The 25212-nt window shown below is 57.0% G+C and carries 15 protein-coding genes and 1 pseudogene; 5 read left to right on the plus strand and 11 right to left on the minus strand.

The features are described from left to right. The first annotated feature begins 587 nt into the window (after positions 1-587). Entirely contained in the window at positions 588-2570 is a 1983-nt protein-coding gene (locus tag V3H18_RS00965; protein ID WP_332080002.1) for a glycosyltransferase family 4 protein, read from the plus strand. A gap of 323 nt (positions 2571-2893) precedes the next feature. Next, the gene (locus V3H18_RS00970) at positions 2894-3712 is read left to right on the plus strand and encodes an ABC transporter permease (RefSeq protein WP_332080003.1); all 819 of its coding nucleotides are present in this window, start codon (positions 2894-2896) and stop codon (positions 3710-3712) included. A gap of 74 nt (positions 3713-3786) precedes the next feature. Here V3H18_RS00970 and V3H18_RS00975 read toward each other — a convergent pair. From V3H18_RS00975 to wecB, 7 genes and pseudogenes are all read right to left on the minus strand, one after another. Further along, a pseudogene (locus V3H18_RS00975) lies at positions 3787-4538 on the minus strand (IS5 family transposase). A 72-nt stretch (positions 4539-4610) separates the two neighbouring features. After that, the gene (locus tag V3H18_RS00980) at positions 4611-5951 is read right to left on the minus strand and encodes a class I SAM-dependent methyltransferase (protein WP_332080004.1); all 1341 of its coding nucleotides are present in this window, start codon (positions 5949-5951) and stop codon (positions 4611-4613) included. A gap of 233 nt (positions 5952-6184) precedes the next feature. Further along, positions 6185-6835, minus strand: coding sequence for a class I SAM-dependent methyltransferase (locus V3H18_RS00985; protein ID WP_332080005.1), 651 nt, complete (start codon positions 6833-6835; stop codon positions 6185-6187). Positions 6836-7163: 328 nt separating this feature from the next. Then, positions 7164-9578 carry a S8 family serine peptidase gene (locus V3H18_RS00990; RefSeq protein ID WP_332080006.1) on the minus strand — a complete coding sequence of 805 codons (2415 nt, stop codon included), beginning with the start codon at positions 9576-9578 and terminating at the stop codon, positions 7164-7166. Positions 9579-10434: 856 nt separating this feature from the next. Continuing rightward, entirely contained in the window at positions 10435-12438 is a 2004-nt protein-coding gene (locus V3H18_RS00995; RefSeq protein WP_332080007.1) for a polysaccharide pyruvyl transferase family protein, read from the minus strand. A gap of 209 nt (positions 12439-12647) precedes the next feature. Next, positions 12648-14099, minus strand: a complete 1452-nt coding sequence (locus V3H18_RS01000) for a glycosyl transferase family protein (RefSeq protein ID WP_332080008.1) — start codon at positions 14097-14099, stop codon at positions 12648-12650. Positions 14100-14199: 100 nt separating this feature from the next. Further along, the gene (wecB, locus tag V3H18_RS01005; RefSeq protein ID WP_332080009.1) at positions 14200-15372 is read right to left on the minus strand and encodes a non-hydrolyzing UDP-N-acetylglucosamine 2-epimerase; all 1173 of its coding nucleotides are present in this window, start codon (positions 15370-15372) and stop codon (positions 14200-14202) included. A 1320-nt stretch (positions 15373-16692) separates the two neighbouring features. On the opposite strand from wecB, the gene V3H18_RS01010 reads away from it, so the two are divergent. Next, a complete protein-coding gene (locus tag V3H18_RS01010) occupies positions 16693-19650 on the plus strand; it encodes a tetratricopeptide repeat protein (protein ID WP_332080010.1) in 2958 nt (985 codons plus the stop codon). 78 nt (positions 19651-19728) lie between these two features. On the opposite strand, the gene V3H18_RS01015 is transcribed toward V3H18_RS01010, so the two are convergent. Next, positions 19729-20769 carry a hypothetical protein gene (locus V3H18_RS01015; protein ID WP_332080011.1) on the minus strand — a complete coding sequence of 347 codons (1041 nt, stop codon included), beginning with the start codon at positions 20767-20769 and terminating at the stop codon, positions 19729-19731. Positions 20770-21003: 234 nt separating this feature from the next. After that, positions 21004-22032: a guanylate cyclase gene (locus V3H18_RS01020; RefSeq protein ID WP_332080012.1), complete on the minus strand. Its 1029-nt coding sequence runs from the start codon at positions 22030-22032 to the stop codon at positions 21004-21006. Positions 22033-22410: 378 nt separating this feature from the next. Between V3H18_RS01020 and V3H18_RS01025 the strand changes: the two genes are divergently transcribed. Further along, positions 22411-22563, plus strand: a complete 153-nt coding sequence (locus V3H18_RS01025; RefSeq protein ID WP_332080013.1) for a PepSY domain-containing protein — start codon at positions 22411-22413, stop codon at positions 22561-22563. Positions 22564-22567: 4 nt separating this feature from the next. Then, positions 22568-22912, plus strand: a complete 345-nt coding sequence (locus tag V3H18_RS01030; protein ID WP_332080014.1) for a hypothetical protein — start codon at positions 22568-22570, stop codon at positions 22910-22912. Positions 22913-23028: 116 nt separating this feature from the next. On the opposite strand, the gene V3H18_RS01035 is transcribed toward V3H18_RS01030, so the two are convergent. Together V3H18_RS01035 and V3H18_RS01040 are read right to left on the minus strand one after the other, a co-directional pair. Beyond that, on the minus strand, positions 23029-24393 hold the full coding sequence (locus V3H18_RS01035; RefSeq protein WP_332080015.1) for a sensor histidine kinase: 1365 nt from the start codon (positions 24391-24393) through the stop codon (positions 23029-23031). After that, a complete protein-coding gene (locus tag V3H18_RS01040; protein WP_332080016.1) occupies positions 24390-25067 on the minus strand; it encodes a response regulator transcription factor in 678 nt (225 codons plus the stop codon). Before V3H18_RS01040 ends, V3H18_RS01035 begins: the two co-directional genes overlap by 4 nt. Between the last annotated feature and the right edge of the window lie 145 nt (positions 25068-25212).

A 25212-nucleotide genomic window follows, 5' to 3' on the forward strand; every position in this document is an offset into this window, starting at 1 on the left:
CCTGGAGCGCGCTCTTGCCGAAAAACGAGCTGTTGGTTCTTTTTGGCGGGATTAAACAAAAGATTACCCGCGCGCGGATGGAGAGCTCCGATGTGTGCGGCCATGTGGACGTGCTTACGGACGGCGTTCTACATGGATGGGCGCTAGCGCCCAGGTCGCCGCATGTTCCGGTCTTCGTCCAGTGCGTCGTGGGGGAGAAAGCTCTCGATCCCGTGCTTGCGTTAGGCGAGCGGCCAGATGTCGCCGCCGCACATTATCAAACAGCGGTCTGCGGTTTTTCCATCGACATTAGGCCCCTTGTCGATTCCCTCGCAGCGGATAACAAGCGTTCGCCAATCACCATCGACGTTCTTGCCGGATATGACACACTAAAGAAAATTGGCAGTTGGACGCCGTGCCGCTGGATGGCGGATTTTGGGGTCTACGAGGAGGATGTCGACCGTGCGAAAATTAGGCAGCTGGGAGTTGCTTCCGCGCAAATCCTAACGCGGGCGAACAGAGAGTTTCACGTTCGCCAGAAAGAGTTTCCATTCCTGGCGGAAACTGACGCATTCGAAGATTATCAGCGTCATGCGCTGAGCGCCGCCGTGGCGAAAGTCGTCGCGCCCACGAGCTTTCCAGAGACTTTGCGCATGTCGCAAGGCAAGAAGCTCGTGCTTTCAAACTATGTGGATCAGCAGAGGTATCGGTTCAATCTCAGTCGCTCCTTTCGCGTTGAACTTGCCGATTCGGAAATCGACTCATATTTGCGCTGGTATCTCACGACATATGTGCCTCATCACCGCGGATGGCGGCGGGCTCCGCTTTCCGCCCAAGAAATCGAATATCTTAACGGCGGGAGCCCATTGCCCTTCGCCACTCTCGCCATGTATCTTTTTATGCCGGAGGCATTTCGTGAAGCGGCGCGCGGGACAGAAGAGTTTCGTATCGAGCTCGCTTATTGGTGGGCTGTCGAACAGGCGCCGTCGGCGTTCATCGAGGACTGTCTCGTTCCGGACTGGTGCATCGATCTCCTGCGCAAAAGCCGCAAAGAGCTTCACGCCACCCAATTTCCGTTGACGCATTTCATGGAGCGCTATTTTGCGCGCCATCAGGAATTGCATTTTCTCGACTTGACCCGCGCCGCCCATCGCTTGTTGTATTATTTCTATTTGATCCTGCTTGCGGCGGAACGCCCCGATCTTCTCCGTCTCTTCCCACCCCAAATTTTGGCGCAACTTATCGACGCCGGCGATGGCTCGATAAAGGGATTTTCTGGACTTGCGCATAAGATTTTCGAGATATTGGAGCTTGGCGCATTCGCTTTTGCGCCAAAATCGTATTTGCAAATGATCTCCGCGCGGATGTTTGACCTAAAGAAGATGAAGTTCCGCACTCTTTCGACCGAGGGCCATCGGCTATTGAGCGCGGCTTGGCCGGCGCCCAGATCGCAAAAAAAAATAGACGTCCAACTCATCGGGCCCTTAGAGAAGGCGTCTGGCCTTGGTCAGGCGGTGCGGCTCTCCGCCGCGATAATCGAAAAGGCCGGATTCAAAATAGGAGCCTTCGATTTCGGCCTCGACAATCCTGCGCCGGAAGGATTCAGTTCAAAGGTCAAGACCGACAAACTACAGAAAAGCCGAATTAACATTGTACACCTAAATGGAGAATCGGTTCAGCTGGCTTTTTCTTATTTGCCGGACGTGTTCGATGGCTCATATAATATCGGCTATTTTTATTGGGAATTGGATACGCCAGCGGCCTGCCACCATCTTTCCATAGAATTATTGGACGAGATTTGGGTGTCATCTGAATATTGCCGGGAGACCTATGCCAAGGTCACCGACAAGCCAGTGATCAACGTGGGCATGTGCGTCGAAAGCGTTACGGTTTCAAAGAATGACGCGCGGAATTATGCGCGCAAGAAACTCGGATGCTCAGACGATGAATTCGTCTTTCTTGCCGCTTTCGATTCTTTTTCTTTCGTTCAGCGGAAAAATCCGATCGGAGTCATCCGCGCGTTCCGCGCCGCTTTTTCCGAGAACGAACGGGTCCGTCTCGTTCTCAAGACGCAAAACCGCAGTCGTGTCCAAGATCCGCAACAGACTCGGATATGGGAGGCGGTGGACGACGAAATCGCCACGGACGAACGCGTTGCGTTGCTCGACGAGACTCTGACCTATAAAGACCTGCGCAGGCTAAAGAGCGGCGTCGACTGCTACATATCCTTGCATCGCTCCGAAGGATGGGGCTTCGGAATGATCGAAGCGATGGCGATGGGCATTCCCGTCATCGCGACCGCCTATTCTGGAAACATGGACTTTTGCACGCCGGAGACATGCTGGCTCGTCGACTATGATCTCGTCTGTCTTTATCCAGACGATTACATTTTCGTCGTTCCCGGACAGAAATGGGCCGAACCCAAACTGGATTCGGCGGCGGCTCAGATGCGCGCCGTCGCTTTTGACGTTGAGGAAAGGGAAAGGCGCGCCAAATTCGCCTCTGATTTCGTCAACAACAACTTTAGCGAAGCCGCGATCTCGCAGCGTTATGGCGCGAGGCTCAAGGAAATATTGGCGCGTTTGGATTGAGCGCCTTTAACAGTCTGCCTGAGAATATTGGCGAACGATCTTCCGCAAGATGAGGCCGGCCATTGCGGTGTGCTTTGTAGCGGTTGACGCGTATCAGTGCCGCAAACCTCATCGAGTTCGCGCGCATCGCGCTACGCGACGACAAGCCGATCAAAGCTTGGTCGTGCCGCCCCGCGTCGCCGCCGCCGTGATACGCTCACGACGCATCCTCCAGGCTCAGCCGAGACGGCCATTATTTCACCATCCTTCAATGAGATTTTTCATAAAGCTCAGGTCTATGGTGAAGTTTTATTGGAATTGCTGCGAACAGAAAGAAGGCATTCATGAGCTCTGCGATGCGCTCGACGCCGTCGTTCTTCTCGCCTCATTTGGGTTCCAAGCTCAGGGAGTTCTGGCGTATTGTCGGCGCTGTCTTGTTACAGGATATGCGCACGCGTTTCGGCGCCAGCTATTTCGGCTATCTGATCGCGATCGCGTGGCCGCTCGCGCATATGGTTCTGATTATCGTCGCTTACTATATACGGACTCGGTTGGCTCCTATTGGCGATAGCCCAACCATGTTTATCAGCACTGGCGTCATTCCCTATATTCTTTGCCTCTATCCGGCGCGGCTCATGGCGATGGCGATTGTTCAAAATCGCAGCCTGCTCAATCTTCCGGTGGTGTACCCCATTCACCTCATCGTCAGCCGATGCATTCTCGAAATGTTGAATGCAATGGTCGTTCTGTCTATCTTTCTGTTCGTCCTTTATTTATTGGATTTTGATGTCATGCCGACCGATCTCTCTGAGGCGATGAGAGCGGTGGGAGCGGCCATATTTCTCGGCTTCGGATTAGGCTTTATGAATATATCACTGTGCCTATTGATGGGCGGGTTCTTTATGCTCTTTTTTCTTTTAGCGATGGCTGGTCTTTATATTTTTTCGGGCGTCTATATACCAACTTCAGTATTGCCGGAAACAGTTCGTGAATATATCATATATAATCCTATTTTTAATATTGTTGAATGGATGCGATCAGCTTATTATACGAGCTACGATGGACAAGCGATTAATAGAACATTGGTCGTTGGCGTGGGCGCGGCCGGCCTCACGATTGGGCTCGCGGGCGAGCGTTTCCTGAGGGGAGCATTTTTGCGCTGATCCAGCGATTTGCAAAAAATACTTTTCTCTACGAAAGAGAGGGCTTTGGCGGGGCGAAGCTCTAGGCTCCAGACTCAATTGGTCCACCATGTGACGGCGGCTGCGAGATAGACGGCGCTTGCGAAGACATGCGCGAGCTTGTCATATCGTGTTGCGATACGCCGCCAGTCTTTGAGGCGGCAGAACATCCGTTCGACGAGGTTGCGCTGCTTTATAGGCTTGCTTGTCAAAGGATGAAAGCGTTTTCGCGTCGGGTTGTTTGGGATCACGGGAGAGGTTTTGCGCTCGGCAAGGAACGCGCGCCAACCGTTGGAATCGTAGGCGGCGTCAGCCATGCAAAGACGCGCTGGCGGCAAAGGGGTCAACAGCGTCAGGCGCAACGAACATCACCCCAGTTGGCCAGGCGTCACTTCGAAAGCGATGGGGCGTCCTTCTCCGTCGACGACGGCGTGGATTTTTGTTGTGCGTCCCCCGCGCGAACGCCCGATCGCCTGCTCCGACGCCCCCCTTTTCCGCCTGCCGCCGAGCGGTGCCTTGGCCGTGGTGGAGTCGACATCTGAACGTCGTCCGGGCTCGTTTCCACCAAGGCGGCGAACAGCCGCCGCCAATGCCCCTTGATGCTCCAGCGTCGGAAACGATTATAGATCGTCGTTGGCGGGCCATAGATTGCCGGAGTGTCCTGCCAGCGGCAGCCGGATTTCAGCACATGGATTATGCCGCTGATGATCCGACGATCATCGTCCTGCCGCGCGCCGGGTTGATTTTTCGGCAGGAGCGGATCGATCGCCGCCCACTGCCGGTCGTTCAGCCAAAACTCGCCCGCCATGATTCGCCTCCTGCTGTGACGGTTGAATCACAGCTGTGCAAGACCAATCAATACATTGATTGAGTTTTCAGCCTAGAAGTTCCCATTGTCCAATATCTTCGGCGTGCGCTCATCGAGGGGGCCGAGCGAACCAACTCCAAATACGCCCAAATCGCCCGTGACGATAACCGAATCAGCGTCCGGCCGAACGGTAATGGCTGTCGTTCCAGGCGCGACTGTTCGGTCGATCGCCGCATAGCTCCCGCCCGGAAAAATGATCGATGCGAGCTCTGTAATGTCTACGACTTCGAGCATTTCTCCGCGCTGATCGAAAATTTCGGCGCGGCCGGCGCGCGACCGCACATCGAACAAAAGTTGATATGCATGCGCCGAAGGCGGCAACTCAAAGGTCACAGCCTGTTCCTTGCTCTTTAGGCCGTAGACGCGCAGACCGTTTAGGTCAAATCCTTGCGCGACGTTAAAAGGAAGGGGCGGCGACAGGAGAGAGAATTCTCGCTGGGTCCTATTTTGAGGAGAAGGCCTTTTCGAAATAATCCCTTCGAGCCAATACCGACTAAAAAATTGATCTATGTTGTTTCCTTGCCATCGGAATTCGTCCATCAACGCGAGTTCGGAGCGGCGCAATGGATACATGTTGCGCGTCAGCGCGCCAAAAGAATCCGCCACGATAAAATTTCCGGCCTCGCCGGCTTTTCCCAGGTGGAGGTCGAATTCGTGAAAGGAAACGCCCCGGCCGGCTCGAAAGCTGCCCAATATGCGATCTTCGTAACGGCCGACATAGGGCCGCCAATCATCGCGCGGGGTAAACCGATCTACGTATTGTAAATAATACTCGTCAATTAGGGAATCAACGAACGGCAAAAAACTGGAATGCATGTCGCAAGATGCGATCCTATTTGGGGTTTCGCCCATAATAATTAATCCGTGATCGTCGAGAGAACTCCAAATATTGGATAACAGATCCAAACGTTCGGTCGGCGTCAGATGCTCCAAGACCGCATAAACGACAATAATGTCGAACCGATCTTTGTCGAGAATTTTTCTTACGTCATTCGCCTCAACCTGGTCGAAAGCCACATTGGGGCTATTCATTTTCGACGCCGCGTTCTTAGCATAGGAAATATGCTCTCCATCGAGATCTATTCCAAGAACCGACCCCACGAAAGGCGCATAACTCAGGACTTTCTGGCCTTGCCCGCAACCGATTTCAAGAACTCGCGCTTTTCCTGCGCCGACCAGGCGCGCAATGACAGGGGAAAGAACAAAGCAGCCGGCGTCGAACCGCGACGTCCAACTATTGGGTCCGCTCCACGCCTCCGAAAAATCTCTCTCCCGCCTGCGTCGATATTCTTCTATACGCGCGTCGAGTTCAGAATCGTGCTGTGAAGTCAGATAGGTCGCGCCCCGCGCCAAAAGACTGCTCCCGGAAGTGGATTAACAGAAAAATATGTCAGGCGACCTGCGCATATCACGAAGCGCTTCTTGCGGACACCAAATTAAGCTTTTCGCGCCGACCTCTCAATGTTTCAACATCGCTTGAGAAACAGAGGCATCCCTGCCGACCGCCATGCCAGGCGCCGTAATTTGGTTGTCTCAGTTTGCATAGATCGCCGGCAGCGCTGCGGCGAAGTTTTTCGCGACGAAGATCAAACTTCCGGCTTGATCATCAGCGTCAGCGCGTCCGTTATGATCTCATCACTCCAAGGGAATGAGACCGTATCAACAATCCGGAGGCCGGCCCGCGACGCGAGATGGGCAAATAGGTCTTGCGTCATATAATTGCGCCAGTGCGGCGATTGGGTGAAATGGCCGGTCGGATTCCGGTCATAGGCCGAGTGATGAAAAAGCGCCTTGCCGCCCGGCTTCAGAACGCGGCCTGTCTCCTTGAGATAAGACGCCATCGTCATGAGCTCGAAATGCACCATTGCGTCGTAACTAAAGGCCGCCGTAAAGCTGCTGTCGAGCTGAGGGATGGTCATCCCATCCTCCGACAGAGTCGCGGTTAGCTTCGGGTTGTCCTTAAAGCGTTCCGTCGCGATGGCGATGGCGTCGACCGAGGTGTCGATCGCAAATATTCGTTGATAACCCTGCGGCACCAGAACCGTATGTCTTCCTTGACCGCAGGCGATTTCAAGCAACTCAGTCGTATCGAGCGTATCGAACCATTGGCGGAACGTCGTGACGGGATTCCAGAAACGTTCAGCAAAGGGCTCGACCTGTTCAAAATATCCGAAGTCCACGCTCTGTCGATTTTTCCACATATTGATGACGTCTAAATGAGGATCATTCGCGGACATAGCGCCTTTCCTTCGACGGTAACTTTTTCTAGGCCGCCTAGAATTGTTGGGGAATGGCGGCGAGTTTAGCGATGTTTTTGAGCATGATGCAAACGCAGGCATGATATGCGTGTCGGCGAAGTCGAAAGCGCCTCGGCAGGCGAAGGATCGCTCTGCGGCAGCTCAAGCTGGCGATGGTTTTGCGGGACTGTGAGACAGTCTGCGCCGGGGCAGTGCAAAAACCGGACTTGGCGTGTCGTCGAACGATAGCTCGCCCCCGTGGAGATGAAAGTCTCTTTCCGCCGACGCCGACGGGAGCAGGGCGCTCGTCGGCGTCGCGGAACGATCTTTATTGAATAACCCCCAGATTGGCGCTGCTTCCGAAGCCGCCGGCGTTATTCATGAACCAGATCGACGCGCTGCCATCCGTATTGCGCCAGAGAATATCGCCGCTGACGCCGTCAAACGAGCCATTGCCGACGACGTTCCAGGCGATGGGCGCGCTCCCGACCGTGACCGCCGAAGTGATGGTCCCGCCGTTCATCAACCAGGTCGCTGCCGTCCCGTTCGTATTGCGCCAAAAAATATCCGCTCGGCCTTCGCCGCTGAAGTCGCGCACGGCGGCGACGGTCCAAGAGGACGGCACCACGCCGATCGTTCCGCCCGAGGCGAAGGCCCCGTTGTTTAATAGCCACATCGCCGTCGCGCCATCCATATTGCGCCACAGAATGTCGCTTGTTCCATCCCCGTTGAAGTCGCCAACCCCAGCCACGCTCCAATCCGTGGACGCGACCCCGACCGTGGAAGCGGACTGGATGGCGAGCCCGTTCATCCGCCAGATCGCGACCGTCCCATTGACGTTGCGCCAGAGAATGTCGGCTTTGCTGTTTGTCCCGAAGAATTTTCCGACGCCGACGACGCTCCACCCGCTGGACGCCACGCCAATGTTCCCCGCCGAGAGGATCGCGCCGGGATTGGCGCCGTTCATCTGCCAGATAGATGCGGTTCCATCGGAATTGCGCCAAAGAATGTCGCTTGTTCCATCTGCGTTGAAATCGCCAACGCCCACGACGCTCCATGCCGTGGGCACGACTCCGATGGTGAAGCCCGAACTGACCGCGCCACCTATCATCAGCCACATCGCGACCGAGCCATCCGCGCCGCGCCACAATATGTCGGATTTTCCGTCGTGGTTGAAATCGCCGGTCCCAGCGACGCCCCACGTCCACCATGCCTGTTGCGCCTCGCGATCCACGCGAATGCGCGGCTTGCTGACGGTGCCTCCGGGACGCGTGTCGGAGATCGACAGGCCGGTGTTGACGAGAGCGGTTTCGATCTGCGCGGCCGTCGCGCCCGGATAACGCGACTTGATCGCCGCAATCGCGCCGGCGACATGCGGCGTCGCCATCGACGTGCCGATCAGACACCCATAGGCGTTTGTCGACCCGTTGTTGAGGACGACGGGTCCGACGATGTAAGTGGAGCCTATATCGATGCATTGTCCGCCCGATTCGCCGCCGGGCGCCACTACGTCGACGAGGCTCGACATATTGGAAAAGGAGGAAATGACGTCAGTCTTGGTCGTCGAACCGACCGTCACTGCGGTCGATATGCAGCCCGGAGCGTTGACCTGGGACTTCGAGCCATTATTGCCGGACGCAATCGCCGTCAGGACGCCGACGCTTCGCAGACTGTCGATAATGCCCTTACGCGAATCATTGTCGCACGCCGATGAATATAATCCGCCGCCAATGCTTATGTTGACCGACGCGACCGGAAAGCCGCCTGGGCTCAAATTGGAAAAGATATAGTTGAGCGCGCTGACCTGATCGGAGGTATATGACAGCACGCATGGCGGCGATGACGGGCTACAGGATCCAGCGTCGTTGAAACGCGTAAAGACCTGTATGGCGAGAACCTTCGAAGCCTTGGCGACGCCGTTCGGCGGTTCGGTTCCGGAGAGAGCGGTGTTAAAACCAGCCGCGATGCCGGCCACATGAGTTCCATGATAGCAGAGATTGAAGGCGGTCGCTCCGGCGGTCGTGTTGCAATTCGTCGCATTCGGATCCGCGGAGCCGGCTCCGGTTTGGGAATTGCCGCCATTCGGGCAGAGCGTGAGGCCGCCGCCGCCGCCGTTAGCGTTTGAGAAACAGGCCTCCGCGACTACCTTGCCGCTGAGGAACTCATGCGCGGATTTCACCCCCGTGTCGATTACGGCGACCGTTTGGTTGTTTCCAAGCGCGCCAGCGGCATAGGCCGCCGGCATGCCGATGAGAGGCACGCTCTCGTTCAGCGACGGCGCCTCCAGCCGATCATGCTGGATAGTCAGCACGCGCGAATCGGCTCCCAACGCCTCCAGTTCTTGCGCCGTCACGTTGATCGCGAAGCCGGCCGTGATCGGGAAAGTCGTAAGACCGCGGGGAAATCCGCGTGCGGTAGGGTTTTCTGCGTCGCCGAAATGAGATGAGAGGATCGCGCTCCTCGCCGCGGCGACTTGCGATTTGATGTTCGCAATGCTCGTCGGATCTCCCTGGATCGCGGTGGGAGGCACGGGGGACTCGAACATAACGATGACGCGGACATAGCCTTTATTTTGCGCGATCGTCAGCAATTGCGAGGCGCTCGTCGCGCCGGCCGTCTTCCCCGAGAGAGCCGATGATTGCGCCATCGCCGCCGGCGCCGCTCCAAAGATGCCGATTAACGCGAAAGCGCCCTGCGCGATCGCGCACATTGCAACCAAGAAACGCCAAAGCGAATGAAACATTTTGACCTCCAAACCCGCTCATACGCTCGCCGATGCTATCGTTGCGAGCAGTCCCGTCTCAATATCTTGCCTAAATCTCGAATCCGATTAAGGTTGCGCCGACCTGACCAAGTTTAATATGGTTAGCATACGGCGGCGAGCCGAGGCTAACGCAGATTTTTAAAAAAATAGTGTCGTAACGCCGCGGCGACGCGCGCTTGTTCTTTATTCGTCATACGTCTTTATTCGAAGTCAACGCCACTGAGGATGGCGCCTCCCTGAAAGGCGGCCTGCGCGTTACGGCGCAATGGGCCAATCGGCGCCGGTTTTGAAAAACTGAAAGGAGGAGCGGATGCGCGACATCTCTCAAACCTTAGTGAAACTTCTCGGCGTCGTGGCGACGTCGCTCGGGTGTTCCGCCCCGCTTTGCGCGCAGGGAGCGCCCCCGATGACCGTCGCTCCAATGGCGGTCGTCAATCGGGTCGGCGCGTCAATGGCGTCTCCTGACGCGAACAGAGCCGGCCTCACGCCATCTTCGGGCGCGTCAGGAAAATCCGCGCCCGTTCCGGTCAAATCGGCGGCTGGCCGATATGAGCCCGCGCGGATCCCGACGGCCTCTGGACAGTCCGGACCTGGGCTGAGGCCCGAACCGGCGACGACGACGACATCAGCGCCCCTGCCAGTCGCGTCCGCGGCGGGACACTCTCTTCCCAAGTCTCTGCTCCCTGCCGGCAGGTCCAACGCCAAATGATGCGCTAGATCACGCTGCATTTGGGCGGAATAGACCGAATGCGCCGACGCGCATTTGAGCCGCTTTTTTGCTGCTCCGAGGAGTCGGCGGCCGCGCGCTCCCGCGCTGGAATCCCGCACGCCTTTTTCAGGCGTCGCGTTTCAAAACGATCGTCGAATAGCCAAATCGCTGCAGCACGAAATGCGACACGCTATAATCGTGCAAATTGAGAAACTCATTGACTGCCTGCACGACTCCATAAGGCCGAGCCTCAAACAGCGACCATGGCGTATAATTTCCCAGCACGATCTGGCCGCCTTGTTTTAAGATGCGCTTGCTGAGTTGGAGAAGCTGCATCGTTTCGTCGCGCGACGACGGAGATTCAAAAAAAATCCAGTCGAAGGCGAGCGGTTTCATTGTAGCCAAGTCGTTCATCCAAACGCCTTCCAAAAGCGTCAGCCGGTTTGAGGCTAAGCCGTTATCAACGGCATATTTAGCCAAGCACGATACATTCTCCCCGGCGTAAACAAGAGAAAGCGCGTCGTTCAAATCCAACAGCGTGAGAGTCGGCGTTTCGGGGTGAGGGCGGATCTCCAATCCGGCGGCGCCGCCTAATTGCATCATCATCGTCATCCTGGACGTATGCATCTTCGCATCCCGGAGTTTTTCCTCCGGGATATCCATCGGAATTTGAGGCAGCATGAAGTAGGGATTGTCACCCGTTGCAAGAATATATTGTTGAACGCATTCACTCATGCGGGCGACGAGCGTTTGGATTTCTGCTTCTAGCGCGCCCGGCGATTTAAGGGGTGGCGCATCTGGAAAAGCGTAGCGGGAATCGGAGGGGGCGAGCGCGTCGGATCGCTGCATCGACGGCGCTTGCGCCGATGTGTCGATATTGATCGTCATTGAGTTATGAGAAGCGGCGATAAACGTCTCAGCTGCGGTCCTATCATAATTGGGGAGATCCCGCGCATCCCGTCGAATTTGTTGATATTCGCGTTCATAAGCGGCAGCCCCGATTTCGACCTCGGCTTGTAGCGGGGGGAGAGCTTCAGCGACGCGGAGCGCCGTTGATTGATTTGCAATCCGACAGGGAAGCTCATTCTGCTTGAGAAAAACTAGGTAATTATCCAGCCGGTCCGCATATGTCGCGAGATAATTCGAAGGATAATAATCCGTAGAGAAAACTCCAGCCGCGATCTGATCGAGCTCCGCCGGCGAAATGCAGGGGATATTGAGAAAGGCGGCCAATTCGCTCGTCCGGGCGTCGCATGACGCGAGAGCGGCGCGAACGCCGCTGTTTAACGCCATAATGGCGCCGTGAATCCGGGAGCCGACCAAAAGATCCGCCGATTGCAACGCCTGCCGCCATGCTTCGTAGGAGAGGTGTATCTCCGCATGACCCTTTACCCAGGCGCGCGTTTCTTCAACCGTGCGCCCCTGCGGCGTATTGAGCAGGAGAGTCCGTTCGCGGTCCTCAAGCAAGGCGCTTCTGCCGACGGACGGATCGCGAAAAGTTACGAGATCCATTTCTCCTTGTAAGAAATACTTCGCTTGGCGCTTAATCCCAATTTCGAATAGTTTTTTGGTCAGCGCCCTATGCCGACGGATCGGCGTCGCCGAGACCGCCACTTTTTCAATTGTATCGTTTGAAAATGCGGCAGGTTCCGCGCCGTTGACGAACGCCGACGGACAGCCAATGACATGGGCGCGTTTGAATCCGTTGCGCGCTAGAAGTTCGGCGGTAAATTGCCCGCGAACGCCGATTGAAGCGCTTCGATCAAGGATGAGCGAAAGAAACCTCTTCAGACTGTCCGTAAAACAAAAAAACTCGTGGTAGGTGTCCGCCTGAGCGCCCGCGCCAACGAGCACAATGTGTTTCGAGCCTGATTTCAGAAGCTGTGCGGCCTCGAACTCCACATTGACGCCCGGACGCAGAAAGTTCGCAAGAGACAGCAATATTGTATTGCTTTCATGCGCGACGTCGTCCCAATAATTAATTTCCTTTCCAACAACAACGGTGCTCCTTAGACCTTGCATAAAACAAATATTTCCAGAATTGAATGACGTATGTCTGAATTTCTCAAAAAGCGGAGCGTCGCTTCCTCCACGCTCCGGCTCCGCGAGATTGACGAGGCACACGGTCATGAGGGGACTTTTCCTTTCTGCGCGACGACTCAAAACCGTCAGATTGCGCGGAATGGGAGAATCTGAATTTCCGAAATCATTAAATTGTCTATATCTCTTCGTCCCGAAAAACTGAAGCAAGCCGAGGGGCGCGGCGCTCGCCTCGTCGGCGCGCGCGAGAGCGGCCGACGAAGCCAAGACCAAAAAACCGGACAAGCTGCGCCGGGGGCTTACGCCCCAGATGCTTTATGGCCGGGAATAGTGTGGCTGGTTTTGTCCCAGCTCAACGGCGCCCGACGCATCTTATGGCGCCAAATGAAAATGTAGAGCGCGCGCAACGCCGCAGAAAAATTAATGAAATTCGAGAAAACGATTCTCGGCGCCGCCATCAATCCTTGCCCCAATCCATAGATCGAGGTCGTAAAGATCATTCGCTGTGCGAGCCGATTGACGAGCAAAATCATGTTGATCAGGAACAGCAGCCTTAAGGTAGGATTGAGCATCGCATAGCCGGCGATGAGCCATTCTTCGCTCAATTTTCCGAGAATAATGATCGCGACAGCATTGAAAACGAGAAAATAAGCGATGACGGCGATGATTCCGGACAGGATGCCCTTGCGATCGCGGAGAAAGAAGATTTTCTCGAAAAGAGTCGTTCCCCAGCCGAGCTTGGACGAGCCCTGAAAACCGATGCCCAGAAGCCAGCGGGCGCGCTGGCGATAGGCGGCGCGGTAGTCGCTGGGGAAATTTTCTCTCGCGGCGATCGCGAGCGGCCGATCGATCCGCTGCAACTCATCGCTCCCGCGCGGAATATCCAACGTGTAGGGAGCCTTATTGAGTATGAAGGCGGACTTCAGGCCAAGCGCGTTGATCGCGAAAGCGACGTCATAGTCCTCCGTCAACGCAATCGGATCGAACACTTCGCCTCGACGGCGGGATTTCAAGGCTTCGATCGCTCGCCTGCTGAAGCAGGCCGCTACGCCAGCGCATGGAACGACGCCCGTGAGACGTTGTCGGACCAACAGATCCTTATTATGAAATTCCGCGAATTCATCCATATAAGTGCCCGCCGTCATTTGAAGGAGCGAGCGGCTAAAGGAGTACACGGGGATCTGGATAAAATCGAACTGGCCGACCAGCCCGCTAAACAACGCGGACTCCAAGGGATGAATCACATCCTCGGCGTCGTGCAACACATAGCCCTCAAACTTGATGTTTGAAGCTTTTTCATATTCGCCGATTTCCGCGATGATCGCATTGAGACAGTCGGCCTTTGTCGTCGGCCCGTTATGGGGGCCGACCACAAGATGAATGTTTTGCGGGCGTTCCGCCGCCGCCCTGAGCGCTTCCTGCTGAGTCGCCTGATCATTCGGATAGGCGCCGACAAAAAAGACCGTCGTTGCCGAATGGACTGCGTTCGTGCTCAACATCTCATAAATGACAGCCTCTTCGCGCCAGGCCGGCACCATGACCGCGAGAGGGCGTAACGGCCCTTGAAGCCGCGTCAGTTCAGAAAACCTGGATTCTTCGGTTCGGAACGTTCCCGAAAATCGCATGATCCAATAGGCGACATCCACGAAGACGTCGTCGAGGCTGTAAAGAATAATGGCGATGCTAAAAACAAAGAACCCTCCCACCAGCGCGTCGACATAGGCGACAGTGGCGTCCGTCAGGTCATACATCTGTCGTCCTTAAATTCTTCGACATTGTTCGAATGAGCGCGTGTCGGACGTTCTTGCACGTCTTGCCGCTCAAGCCGGGAAAGCTAAGCGCTAAAGCCGCCTAGACAGTGGCCAAAGTTGAAAGCGAGGGCGCCAATCTTGCGCGTATCGCTGCGACGATCCGCTGCGCCGCCTGGCCATCGCCATAGGGAAAAACCGGGATGGACATGCGTGCGTAAAGCTCCGGATCGTCGCAGAGCTGCGAGATCGCCTTCGACACCGACGCGGAGTTCGTGCCGATGACGCGCACCGCTCCGGCGCGAACCGCCTCCGGCCGCTCGGTTGTATTCCGCAGCACCAGCACGGGCTTGCCCAGAGCGGGCGCTTCCTCCTGGAGACCGCCGCTGTCCGTCACGACGATCCAGCATCTCTTCAGGGCCTCGACCATATCGGCATAGTCGATCGCATCCGTCACCACGATCCGCGGATGGCCATCGAGAATCCGACGCGCTGGCTCGTGGGCCCGTGGATTAGGATGCGTGACGAAAAACATCCCAAGGTCATCATGCCGGTCGATCGCCTCCCTCATGCCTCTTAGCGCGTTTTCGATGGGCGCGCCGAAGCTTTCTCGCCTGTGCGCCGTCGCCAGAATGACGCGAGGCAAGTTCGGGAATCCCTTCGGCGCGGGCAATTGGCGCGCGGCGGTCTGCAGCAGCGCGTCAATGCCGGTATTGCCCGTGACGAGACAGTTCTGGCGATCGACGCCTTCGCGCAAGAGATTATTAAACGAGGCGCTCGTGGGCGCGAAATGCATGGATGCAGTCAACCCCGCGATTCGCCTGTTGAGTTCTTCCGGATAAGGATCGTTGAGTTTTCCCGTCCGAAGCCCCGCCTCAATATGCATGAAGGGCACGTTCTTGTGAAACGCGGCGAGCGACACCACCGCAACCGAGGTCGTGTCGCCCTGAGCAATGACGCAGGCGGGCCGGATCTCGTCGATAACGCTATCCATCTCCGCGATCACCTTGCCGAAGAGCTCGTTAAGCGAACCGTTTCGACGTTCGAGATCGAGCCGACGCGAAGGGGTGGCTCCAAAGTCTTTTAGAGTTCCTTCCACGACGTCAGCATGCTGGCCGGTCGTCATCACGTAGGGAAAGGCCCAATCCGAACGATTGAGCTCGGAAATGACCGGTCCCATTTTGATGGCTTCGGGACGCGTTCCCACAATACATAGACAGCAAGTTTTTGATTTAGTTTTATTATTACTTTGCTGTTGGCTCCTCAGGTCATTCATTCAGGCTATCCTTAGAAAAGCGAACTGGACCTATAAGTGAGTAGTTTATAAGAGTCCATTAACAATTTCGTCATGATCTAACCATAATTCGGTAAGGAACTAGCGTCCTATCAAGACAGAAATGCCGACGAATGAGAGAAACAGCCCCAACACTATGACAATAGTGGCGCCACTTGCGCCGAAAAACAGGCCGCCAATGAATCCAGCGACCGAAATTAGCGAAAATAAGACAACTAACAACAACATGACTCTCATGGCGTTCTCTTCTCCTGGTTTGTTTCATTATCAGTTTAGCTAAGTTTTAGACGGACGATGGGCCTAAGTCAGCGTTCTGCTTGGTTTTTTAGCAGCAGTTGAAACTGATTATGGGGCGAGTGGCTGGAGGAGTAGAGATAAGATCGCTGAACCGGGAAGATTGTCTATAGATTGATCTTATACATCTTGTCGCATGCCAGAAGTCACGCCGCGCTAGTCGCAGCGCCGGCAAATTCATATGAACAGCCTAATTTTCAGAGCATTTCCGATGCGAACGCGCTGGCGGCCACCCAAGCGGAGCAAATGAATGCGCTGGGATCGAAAACTCCGTCGGCGTCCGCACTGAAGGGCATGCGTCCTTGCTGCGATATTTTGGCAAGGGGTCAGCTTGGGCTTTGTAAATACTTGACACATTACGGCATCATATTGAATATAAGGGTGTTATCTTCCCGAAAGCGAATTAAGAGGCCATCTCTATGCAGTTGGAAATTATCATCGACTGTAGCAATGATGCTTTCGGCGAGGACTCAATAACGCGGGGCCAAGAACTCGCTAACATTCTTGGCGCTCTTATTGCGGTCCTGATTGACGAGGGTCTGGCGCCCGGGGAGTTGCTGAGCCTGCGCGACCGTAACGCCAATATGGTGGGCCACGCCCAACTAAGCGAATAATCCTTGCGCGCCGACCTTGGCCTTCTCTATCGAGCGACGACGATAAAAATCCCCGTCACCCGCGGGGCCGAAGTTGAGGCGGCAATCCATTTTTTCGCGGGAAGGCGGGTTGATGCGCCGCCCGGACGCCGCAAGCATTAAAGCTCGCAGCCGCCGTCGGGGATTTTCCAAGAATTCAAACCGCCCCCTGCCGAAATTTTGCTCGAATCGTAATTATTGATTAACTATAAGCAAGTGTATCGCCCCTGATTCATGTGATGGCGCGTTCGAAAATTCGGCTATCCGAATTTCGGCTTCTCACAAAAACAGATGGAGCATGATCGTGGGGCGCGTTATTCGCCGACCTTGCGCGACGATTCTCTTTTTGGCGTTGGCGTTTACGTTCCCGACGCGAATGAATGCGCTCGCTGAAGACACCGACGCGGTCCGTGAGGAGCCGCCGCCGGGAACGCCGGGATACCAAGACCTCGCATTCGCCTTTGCGCGTCTCGCCAAGGGCGATTCCGAAGGCGCACTCAAATATGCGCGACGCGCGCGAAATCTTGCGCCTGATTATGAGATGCCGGTGCGCCTGCTGGCGGACATTCTGAGCAAATTAGGGCGGCCTGCCGAGGCGGTTGAGGTCATCGACGGCTTTGTCGCCTCCCACAAGCATTCCATGACGCTGATCGCTCAGCGCGGCCATTTGCGAAAGCGGCTCTTGGACGTCGCCGGCGCGGAGGCCGATCTCCGCAGCGCGCGGCAAAGCGGCGCGCTGACCAAGGAGCAAGTCGCCGCGATCGACGTCGCCCTGTTCGATCTTCAGATGGACGCGGCTTACAAAGACATCGACGAAACTCGGTTGAATGAGGCCATAAAGAAAGCGCAAGCGGCCCGGGAATTGGATCCCAAGGCGGAAGCCCCTGTCCGACTCATCGCCGACGCCAACAGCCGGCTGGGCCGCATGGAGGCCGCTCTCGCCGAACTCAATCTTTACGCCTCGCAAAATAAGCCGAGCGGACGTCTCCTCGCCCAACGCGCCTATCTGCGCCGCGCGATGAAGGACATCAAAGGGGCCGAGGCGGATTTCGAAGCCGCGCTCGCCGCGCCGGATATTCAGCCGAACGAAAAGCTACAACTGAACAACGCCCTCGCGGAAGCCAGCAAGGCCGAACAGGACGCCATTGCGCAGGCCGAACTTGCGGAGGTCTACAAAGCGATCGAAGAACGCGACTACCGGCGCGCAGCGCAGGCGGCGCGCGACGTTCGCGCTAAATATCCAAAAGCCGAGCCCCCGCTGCTCGCGCTGATGGCGGCGTTGAACAGCTCGCGAAAGGCCCAGCAAGCAGTAAAAGAAGCGGATTTATACATTAAGGACAATGCGCCAAGTTCGACGCTGCTGGCGCAGCGCGGTTACAGCCGGCGCGCGACGGGCGATTTGCGCGGCGCCATTGAGGATTTCAACGCCGCGCTCGCTCAACCTGGTCTCGAGCCCCCGCAGGAGAAGAGAATAAAGCTCGCGCTTGCGGAAGCGAAGCGCGCGAGCGAGTCAGGCGGTCGATTCGCCGGGGCGGAGGCGACGCCTTTGGAACAGGCGCTCAACAGCGGTTATGACGCGCTAAAGCTGGGGCGGCTGGATGCGGCCGTGCGCGCGGCGCGAGAGGCGCATGGCCTTGATCCGAAAGCCGAGGAGCCGGTTCTCCTCCTCTTGAGCGCGCTGCTGCGGCAGGGACGCAAGTCTGACGCTCTGGCGGAAGCGAACCGCTACCTTGCATCCGTCCCGCAAAGCCCCGAGGTTCTTGCGCAGCGCGGCTTTATCCGTCGTCAGACCGGAGATGTGAGCGGCGCGGCGGCGGATTTCGAGCAGGCGTTGAAAAATGGTCTGCCGGCCGATCAGAAAGTCACCGTCGCGCGGGCGCTGGAGGAAGCGCGCTACACGCTCGTCGCTGAGAAGGCTTTTAAGGCGCTGGCCGCGCGGGATTGGGGAACCGCATTACGGTATGGACTTGCCGCCGAGTCTTTCGCCCATGCGAACGAAGCCGTCTTTCGCGTAACGATCGCCGCGCTTGCTGGCCTTGGGCGCAAGGATGAGGCGCTGAAGAAATCGAACGCGCTCATCGGGCGCGGCAAGGCGAGCGGCGAGGCCTATGCGCAGCGGGGCTTTCTTCGTAAGGGGCTCGAAGACAATGACGGCGCCTATGCGGATTTTGTGAAGGCGCTCGAACGCGGCGATTTGCCTCCCGCGCAAAAGGTGGCGGTAGAACATGAGCTCGCCGCTGCGAGAGCCCTCGCCTATGAGAAAGCGGGGGACGTGACTCGCGCGCGGGACGAGCTCGTCAACTTCGCGCAGAGTCATCCCAATTATGCGGACGGATGGTCGACGCTCGGCCAGTTCTATGCGCGTCAAAAGGAATATACATCCGCCGTTTCGGCTTACGAAAGCAGTCTCGCGGTCGAACGGCGCGGCGAAGTATTGCTCAACGCCGGCTATGCGAGCGTCTATGTGGACCGTTCGAAAGAAGCGCTCTTTTTTAGGGAAGCGATCGACCGTTGGTCCAGCGATCCGTCGCTCAGGGAGCGTCCCGCCCGTGATCGAGAGGTGATTAGAACACAGATTGTCGAAGCGGATGCGAGCGTTCGTACGAATGTGGTGTTCAACGGCATGGCCGATCGGCCGAAACGCTGGGGCGGGTATCAGGTGCAGCCGAGCTTCGAAACGACGCTCCGGTTCGACGGCCGCCATCTACCGTCCTTTTATGGGCTCGAATGTTTGGTGGGCGGATTTTGGTCTCAGGACCAAACGCGCTTCAGGGAGGCCTATTCGCGGCTCGGTTTGCGCCTTCGTCCCATCGACGGCGTCAATTTCTCGGTCAGCGCCGAATGGCAGCACCATTTCACGAACAACGCGCCCTATAATCAGCTCGCCTTGTCATGGGGCTATGGCTATGGCGGATTCGCCTACTCAAGCGCCGGAAGCGCAGGCGCTGCAGGCGCGCTGGAGCCGGCGATGCTGAACTATCCCCATGAGACGAAATGGCAACCCTTGGTGAGCATCGCGACATACGGCAGCTACAGGGTCGGCGAACGCCGGTATCTCAATAACGCGGTGGGGTTGCTCGGCTACTCCTACTGGGATGCGAACAGCCGCACGGTGCTGGGGGCCGCCGCCATGGGAATGGGGACATATGACAGCGCGGACGCCCGCCAGTTTGGCTTTGGGGTAGGACCGGCGTTGGTCGCGCGCGCATGGCTCGGCGGAGACTATTATCGCGCCTATGACGGCATTCTTTCTGTTCAAATTGGCTATCTGTTCCCCTTCGGGGAGAGCCGGCGCCAAGGCGGTCTCAACACGACGATCGGCGTGTCCTTTTAACGCGACGCAAGTCCGTCTGGCGACCGTCCCGGCGCGTCGTGGGCGCGAGCCCCAACGCGCAGGCGGCGCGTCGCCAATTCACGGCCCGGCGGCGCGCGGGCTCGTCACGACAATCGAATGAAAATAAACTAACGCGTCTTCTGAATAGAATCCGACAAGCCCGCTCGAATAAGGCCTTTCGTGATCCGTGAAGGTCGTCAACAGAACGCCGTCGACGAATACGGTAAGCGTCGTTGACGTTGGAGAAGCGGCCTGGACAATTTTGACGACATATCGATTTCCGATTGGATATGTTGGATGGCGTCCCGCCGCCAGGAAGCGCTGATCGCCGGGATAGGCAGGGTCTCCTTTGCCAAGCTCCCAGCCGTTCGGCTTGGGGACGAAGTAATAGAAATGCTTATCGTCGACATAGTCCCACAATAGCCAAGCCACTTCCCAGGGATTTGGGGCGTCTTGCAGACGCAATTGCTTCTCGGTGTGAAGCGCCGCCTCGATGGTGAAATTGCCCTGAGTCTCAACCGGCCAAGCAGGAAACGGCCCGCCGATCAGACCGGCGTGCGTTTCGCTCGCCGAACTCGACTCCTTCGGCTTTATAGACAATGCAAGCCCGTCGAACTGGCGGACGACGGCGTTCCTCCCATAGCCGTGATAAATGGACTTCCAATTGTGAGCGAGAAGCTGTCCTTCTTCGACGCCGGTTTCAGGGGCGTGAGGAACTGCGCTGTCAAAAACATCGGAAAGAACGATAGGGTCGGACGTTACCGTCACGACCGCGCGCCGCGACGTGGACGCCGCGGCGTTCTTGCATTTTATCGTATAAGTCGTCGTTCGGGCCGGCCGCACGACGACGTTTCCCGAAAACTCATGAACCGTAAAGCCAGGATCGCGCGGATGGCTTGAACCTACGCAGAAGTCGGCGTTGGCGGCGGAAAACGCCAAGGTCGCCGATTGACCCGCATTGATCGTCGTTGGCTTCGCCGCCAGAGTGGCGATTGGCGCTTTCCCAGTCGCTAGCGGATGCGTCGACGCCGATTCATCACTTGACGCAGCCCCAGCCGAGGCGCTGGCCAATGAGATAGATGCTGAGGCAAGACATCTTAAAAAAACGGCCCGTCTCATATTAACTCCGTTAGGGATGGCCTCCTCTAACAATCTTACGACCGCAATTTAATCGAACTTCGTCAAGCTGACGATAAGGGTGCGCCTGCGGAGCTGTTCAGCTCGAACAAGCGCAAAGGGGCTATGCTAACGGCGCTAGCGTCCTAGCCGCCGCTTCGCTCTTTTGGGTGTGGAAGCCGCGGCAAGGGATCTTTTCCGCCCCCCGAAAATAAGCGCGCTTTTGCCACCGCCGCTTTAAGAAGCCGCGTGGTCGTCTTGATAGCTTGCCGAGGTCCATTGGTAGACCTCGTAGCCGTCAACCACCTTGCCGGCATCGCTGAAGCCTCCGCGCTGCTCCACCGGCTCGATGATCTGCTTGGCGCAGGCGATCGTGCCCGGCAGCGCATATTTCTGCATATGGCCGGCGATATCAATGACGCGGTCGCTCATTTCCTCCATCGGCGTCTGCTCGTCGTAATAGACATGCCCGGCGTTGACGCCGCAACGGACCGTGAAATTTGATCTGATCATTTTCACATTCGCGTTGAACGCCGCGAGACCGCTTATCACGTCCTTGGCGGCTTTCAGCGCGGCGTCGATCGTCGGAAAGCAGGCCATGACCCCATCCGGCGTCCATGCCGCCTTCAACGAGCCGTTGCTGCGAAGCTTGTTGTCGACGAGATCCTTATATTCACGGAAATCGTGTTCGATGAAGGTCTTATCCTCGCCGAGCTTCATCTTGGTGGAGTCGACGACGTCTATGGATAGGAAGGCGAGGTCGCGGCCCATCGACTCCAACTCGCGCTTGGCCGCCGCCATGACCTTCAGCAACTCCGCCCGGCTCTTGGCGTTGCGGGCGTCCATCGCCTTCATCTTTTCCTTGACCGGCGCAAGCAATCGAGCGTCGGCCCCGGCGGGGGTGGCGGATTGAAGCGCATCGAAGTCGCGCTGCATCGTCGCCCGATAGATCGCCGTCACGACCTTGCGCTGCAAGCTGTCGACCCACATACGCCCGATGATAATCCCCCCGACCAGAAACCAGCGCGCCAGCTCATAGCCCTTGAAATTGGTGGGCGCGATCGACTTTACCCACCGGATCATCCGTCCGTCCAAGACTTCTATGTATTCAATCCAAGGATATGACGCCGCATTCTTGAAATAAGGCGTGACAAGCGGGATGAGGATAATCGCAAGCGCCGCGAGCAGACCGGCGTTCGCCAGCCCCAGTAAGAATCTGGCCAGCCTCAGATAGAGCGGATATCCGGGATTGCGCGAATTTGCCATGAGCGTCTTTCGATCGAACGGGGATGCCGAGCCCTAGCTTTATCGCACGCGTAAATAGATGTCTGCAATTCTGACCTACGCGCGCTAACGGGAGTAAGCCGCTCGAATGGGAGGAAGCCAATGCTACGGGGGCGAAGCTGATGGCGGCGCAAGCTGGCGCGCAGGATTTTTCCATAGAGCGGCTAGTCCAGCTTTATTTTCTAAGAGACAAGGGGCTCTATGAATATCGCGTCCGGTCCAATCGCGATATCGCGAGCAGGCGCAGCTCCACCTCAATTCTCTTTAGACGCATATACAGGCCAACTCGTGACGCTGAGCATGCCGACGGGCTGAAAAAGCGGCAATACGCTCACCACCCGGGCGCTGCACACTGCGAATGTGTTCGGGCTACCTTACAAGATCTTCGTCTGTGCGGTCGGGTTCGTCGTCGCCATGCTTTCCGTCACGGGGATTTACATTTGGTGGAAGAAGCGGGCGGCGCTGGCGGCGCATGTTCAGCCGGCGCCGGCGCAGCATGCGCCGGCGGAGTGAATGCATGCGAAATTTTTGCGAATTCGAACGCGCGATCGAATTCTCTCAAACCTGGCTGATCGCCGCTCTGTCTTCTTCCCGATGCGTAGGCCGCCGCGTGAGGCCAGAAATCGGCGTTCCCAATTTGGTTGCGAAATGGCGCGCCGGTCAGGATAAAGATGCGAACTCTTATGTGATTGAAATAGGTCTGTCATACAATGGCTCTTTCGACAAATGGCTCTTTGGGGATAGTTTGGCCCGCTTCGACTGGGAAAAGGTCCCGGACGGAGCTGGCGTGTGGCCGGGAGCGGCGCAGGGGGGCGCGCGCGCCGAAACACATTCTGCGCTTTCGTCGAGAAAACGCTCGTAGTCCGCAACTGCGCTTGACGAAGCGTCGAGGCCTCGTAGCCGCCGTCATTGATCGGCCGGTCTGATCGACGGCGCCTCGACCCAGATATGGCGGTCGCCGTCGATAACCAGGACGCCTCATACAACGACACGCGGAAGCGACATCTTGAAAGTCGCGCCTCCGCCGGGCGTATCATCAACCCATATTTTTCCCTTCAGCTTGGTAACGAGCTCCTTGGCAATTGCTAAGCCAAGCCCCGCGCCTGACGTACCTTCGCTCTTGCGCCAGAACGGCTCGAAAATTGTTCGCCGATCATCTTCTGCGACGCCGACGCCGTGATCTATAACCTCGATCGTCGCGTGATCGTCAATTCGAATCGCCACTGTGCCGCCAGCGGGCTCAGCACGAAGAGCGTTGTCGATAAGGTTGGCGATAACCGCCTCGATCGCGCCCTTGTTGCCGCGAACCAACACGGCGCCGGAGGGACCCAAGTACTCAATTTCACGACCATCACGAATTGCGAGCAGCGCGGCGTCATCGACCATCGCCCGCGCCAATGCGGCGATATCGACAACCTCATCTAGAGGGAGAGTTTGTTCCTCCGCACGCGCTTCGGCGAGCAGTTGGTGAATGATATGGGATATCCGCCAAACATCTCGCTTAAGTTGGAATTCAAAATTCGCTTCTCGTGGCGCGTCAAGGCGCGCCGCTAGGATGGCGACGGGCGTCCGCAATTCATGAGCGGCGTTGGCCGTAAAAAGTCGCTGCCTTTTCGTCCCGATATCTAACCTGTCGAGCGCGTGATTTATCGCGCCAACAAGCGGCATCGCCTCGGTGGGGACGACGCTCAATGTTAACCGGTTGCCCAGAGTATCCATATCGATGAGGGATGCTTCATGAGCAACTTGCCGCAGGGGCAAGAGCCCGTTTCGCACGGCGAACCACGCAGTCGCGGTAGAAAGCACAATGGCCATTGCAAAATAGGCGGCAAGCACCTTGATATCGAACGCCCAGGCGTCGATCAGGTCGTTCCATTGAAACTTTTGCCCATGCACCGCGACGTGCAGTCGTCCGAATGGCGTCTGCATCGGCGCCATGAAGCCCTCGGGCGCAAAACTATCATCCTCGGGAAGCGCAAAATGAACATGTGTTGGACTGATGCCGACAACGGGGGTGAGAATGGAAAGCAGCTTAGGGTCTGATCCGGGCAGCGCCTGCTTAAATTTGTCAAACACGGCGATGCGCATTTGGGGCGCGCGACGAATCTCGGCTAGAAGTTCTTGCGTAGGTACAATGCGGGCATTTCCGTCCTCGTCCGCGGCGAGTGACGCGATCGCCTGCCGCTGCGCGCGTGAAATCGCGAGCGAATCCCATGACGAAGGAAAAACGCCGATTCCCACCATCGATAGCGCGGTCGAAATGATCCACCCACAAAAAAAGGCAAACAGCTGAGCGATTATAAGATATCCGACAACGCGTGGCGCGAGAGGCAGTGATTTCATAATCCCTTCTCCGAGAGCAAATAGCCTCGCCCGCGAACGGTATGAATTTCCACGCCAGCGCCGAGTTCCGACATTCTCCGGCGAAGTCTGGAAACGATCGTTTCAAGCGCCGTATCGCGCACGTCGTCTTCGCTGCCATAAATCTCCATGAGCAACGATTCTCGCGACGTTACCCTGCTCACTCTTTGCACGAGCGTCCGTAGCAGCATCAATTCTCGACGAGACAAGTGAATGATCGAGCCATCGACCGTTACGTCATCCGTCTGCAGATCGTAAGACAGCGCGCCGACGACAATGGGCGGCCGAATCTCTCCGCCGGGCCGGCGGAAACAGGCGCGGATGCGCGCGATGAGCTCTTCGCCCTGAAAAGGCTTCGTCAAGTAATCATCGGCCCCGGCGTTCAGCCCGGATATTTTGTCGCTCAACGCATCCAACGCCGTCAACATAATGACTCGAATGCCGGGATGCAGCTGTCTCGCCGTTTTCAAGATGGACGCCCCGTCGCCATCGGGCAATCTTCTGTCCAAGAGAAGTAAATCATACGCTCCTTCGCGAATTGCGAGGAACGCATCGGCGATTGTCGTGACGACGTCGATTTTGAAACCAGAGTGCGCGATTAGAGACGCCACCAGACGCGCCATCTCCTTCTCATCCTCGATCAGCAGGATCTTCATCAGCTATGCTCCGTGTGGCGCCGAGCGCTTCGAGTCCAGGGTCCGCGCGAGATCCGTTAGGCGATGGAGAAGCGCATGGAGACGGCGTTGACCTTGACCGTTCCCCGCGCGAGTTCGACCGTTTCCATTGCGGCGCGCTACATGC

Source organism: Methylocystis borbori, assembly GCF_036576025.1.
Classification (GTDB): domain Bacteria; phylum Pseudomonadota; class Alphaproteobacteria; order Rhizobiales; family Beijerinckiaceae; genus Methylocystis; species Methylocystis borbori.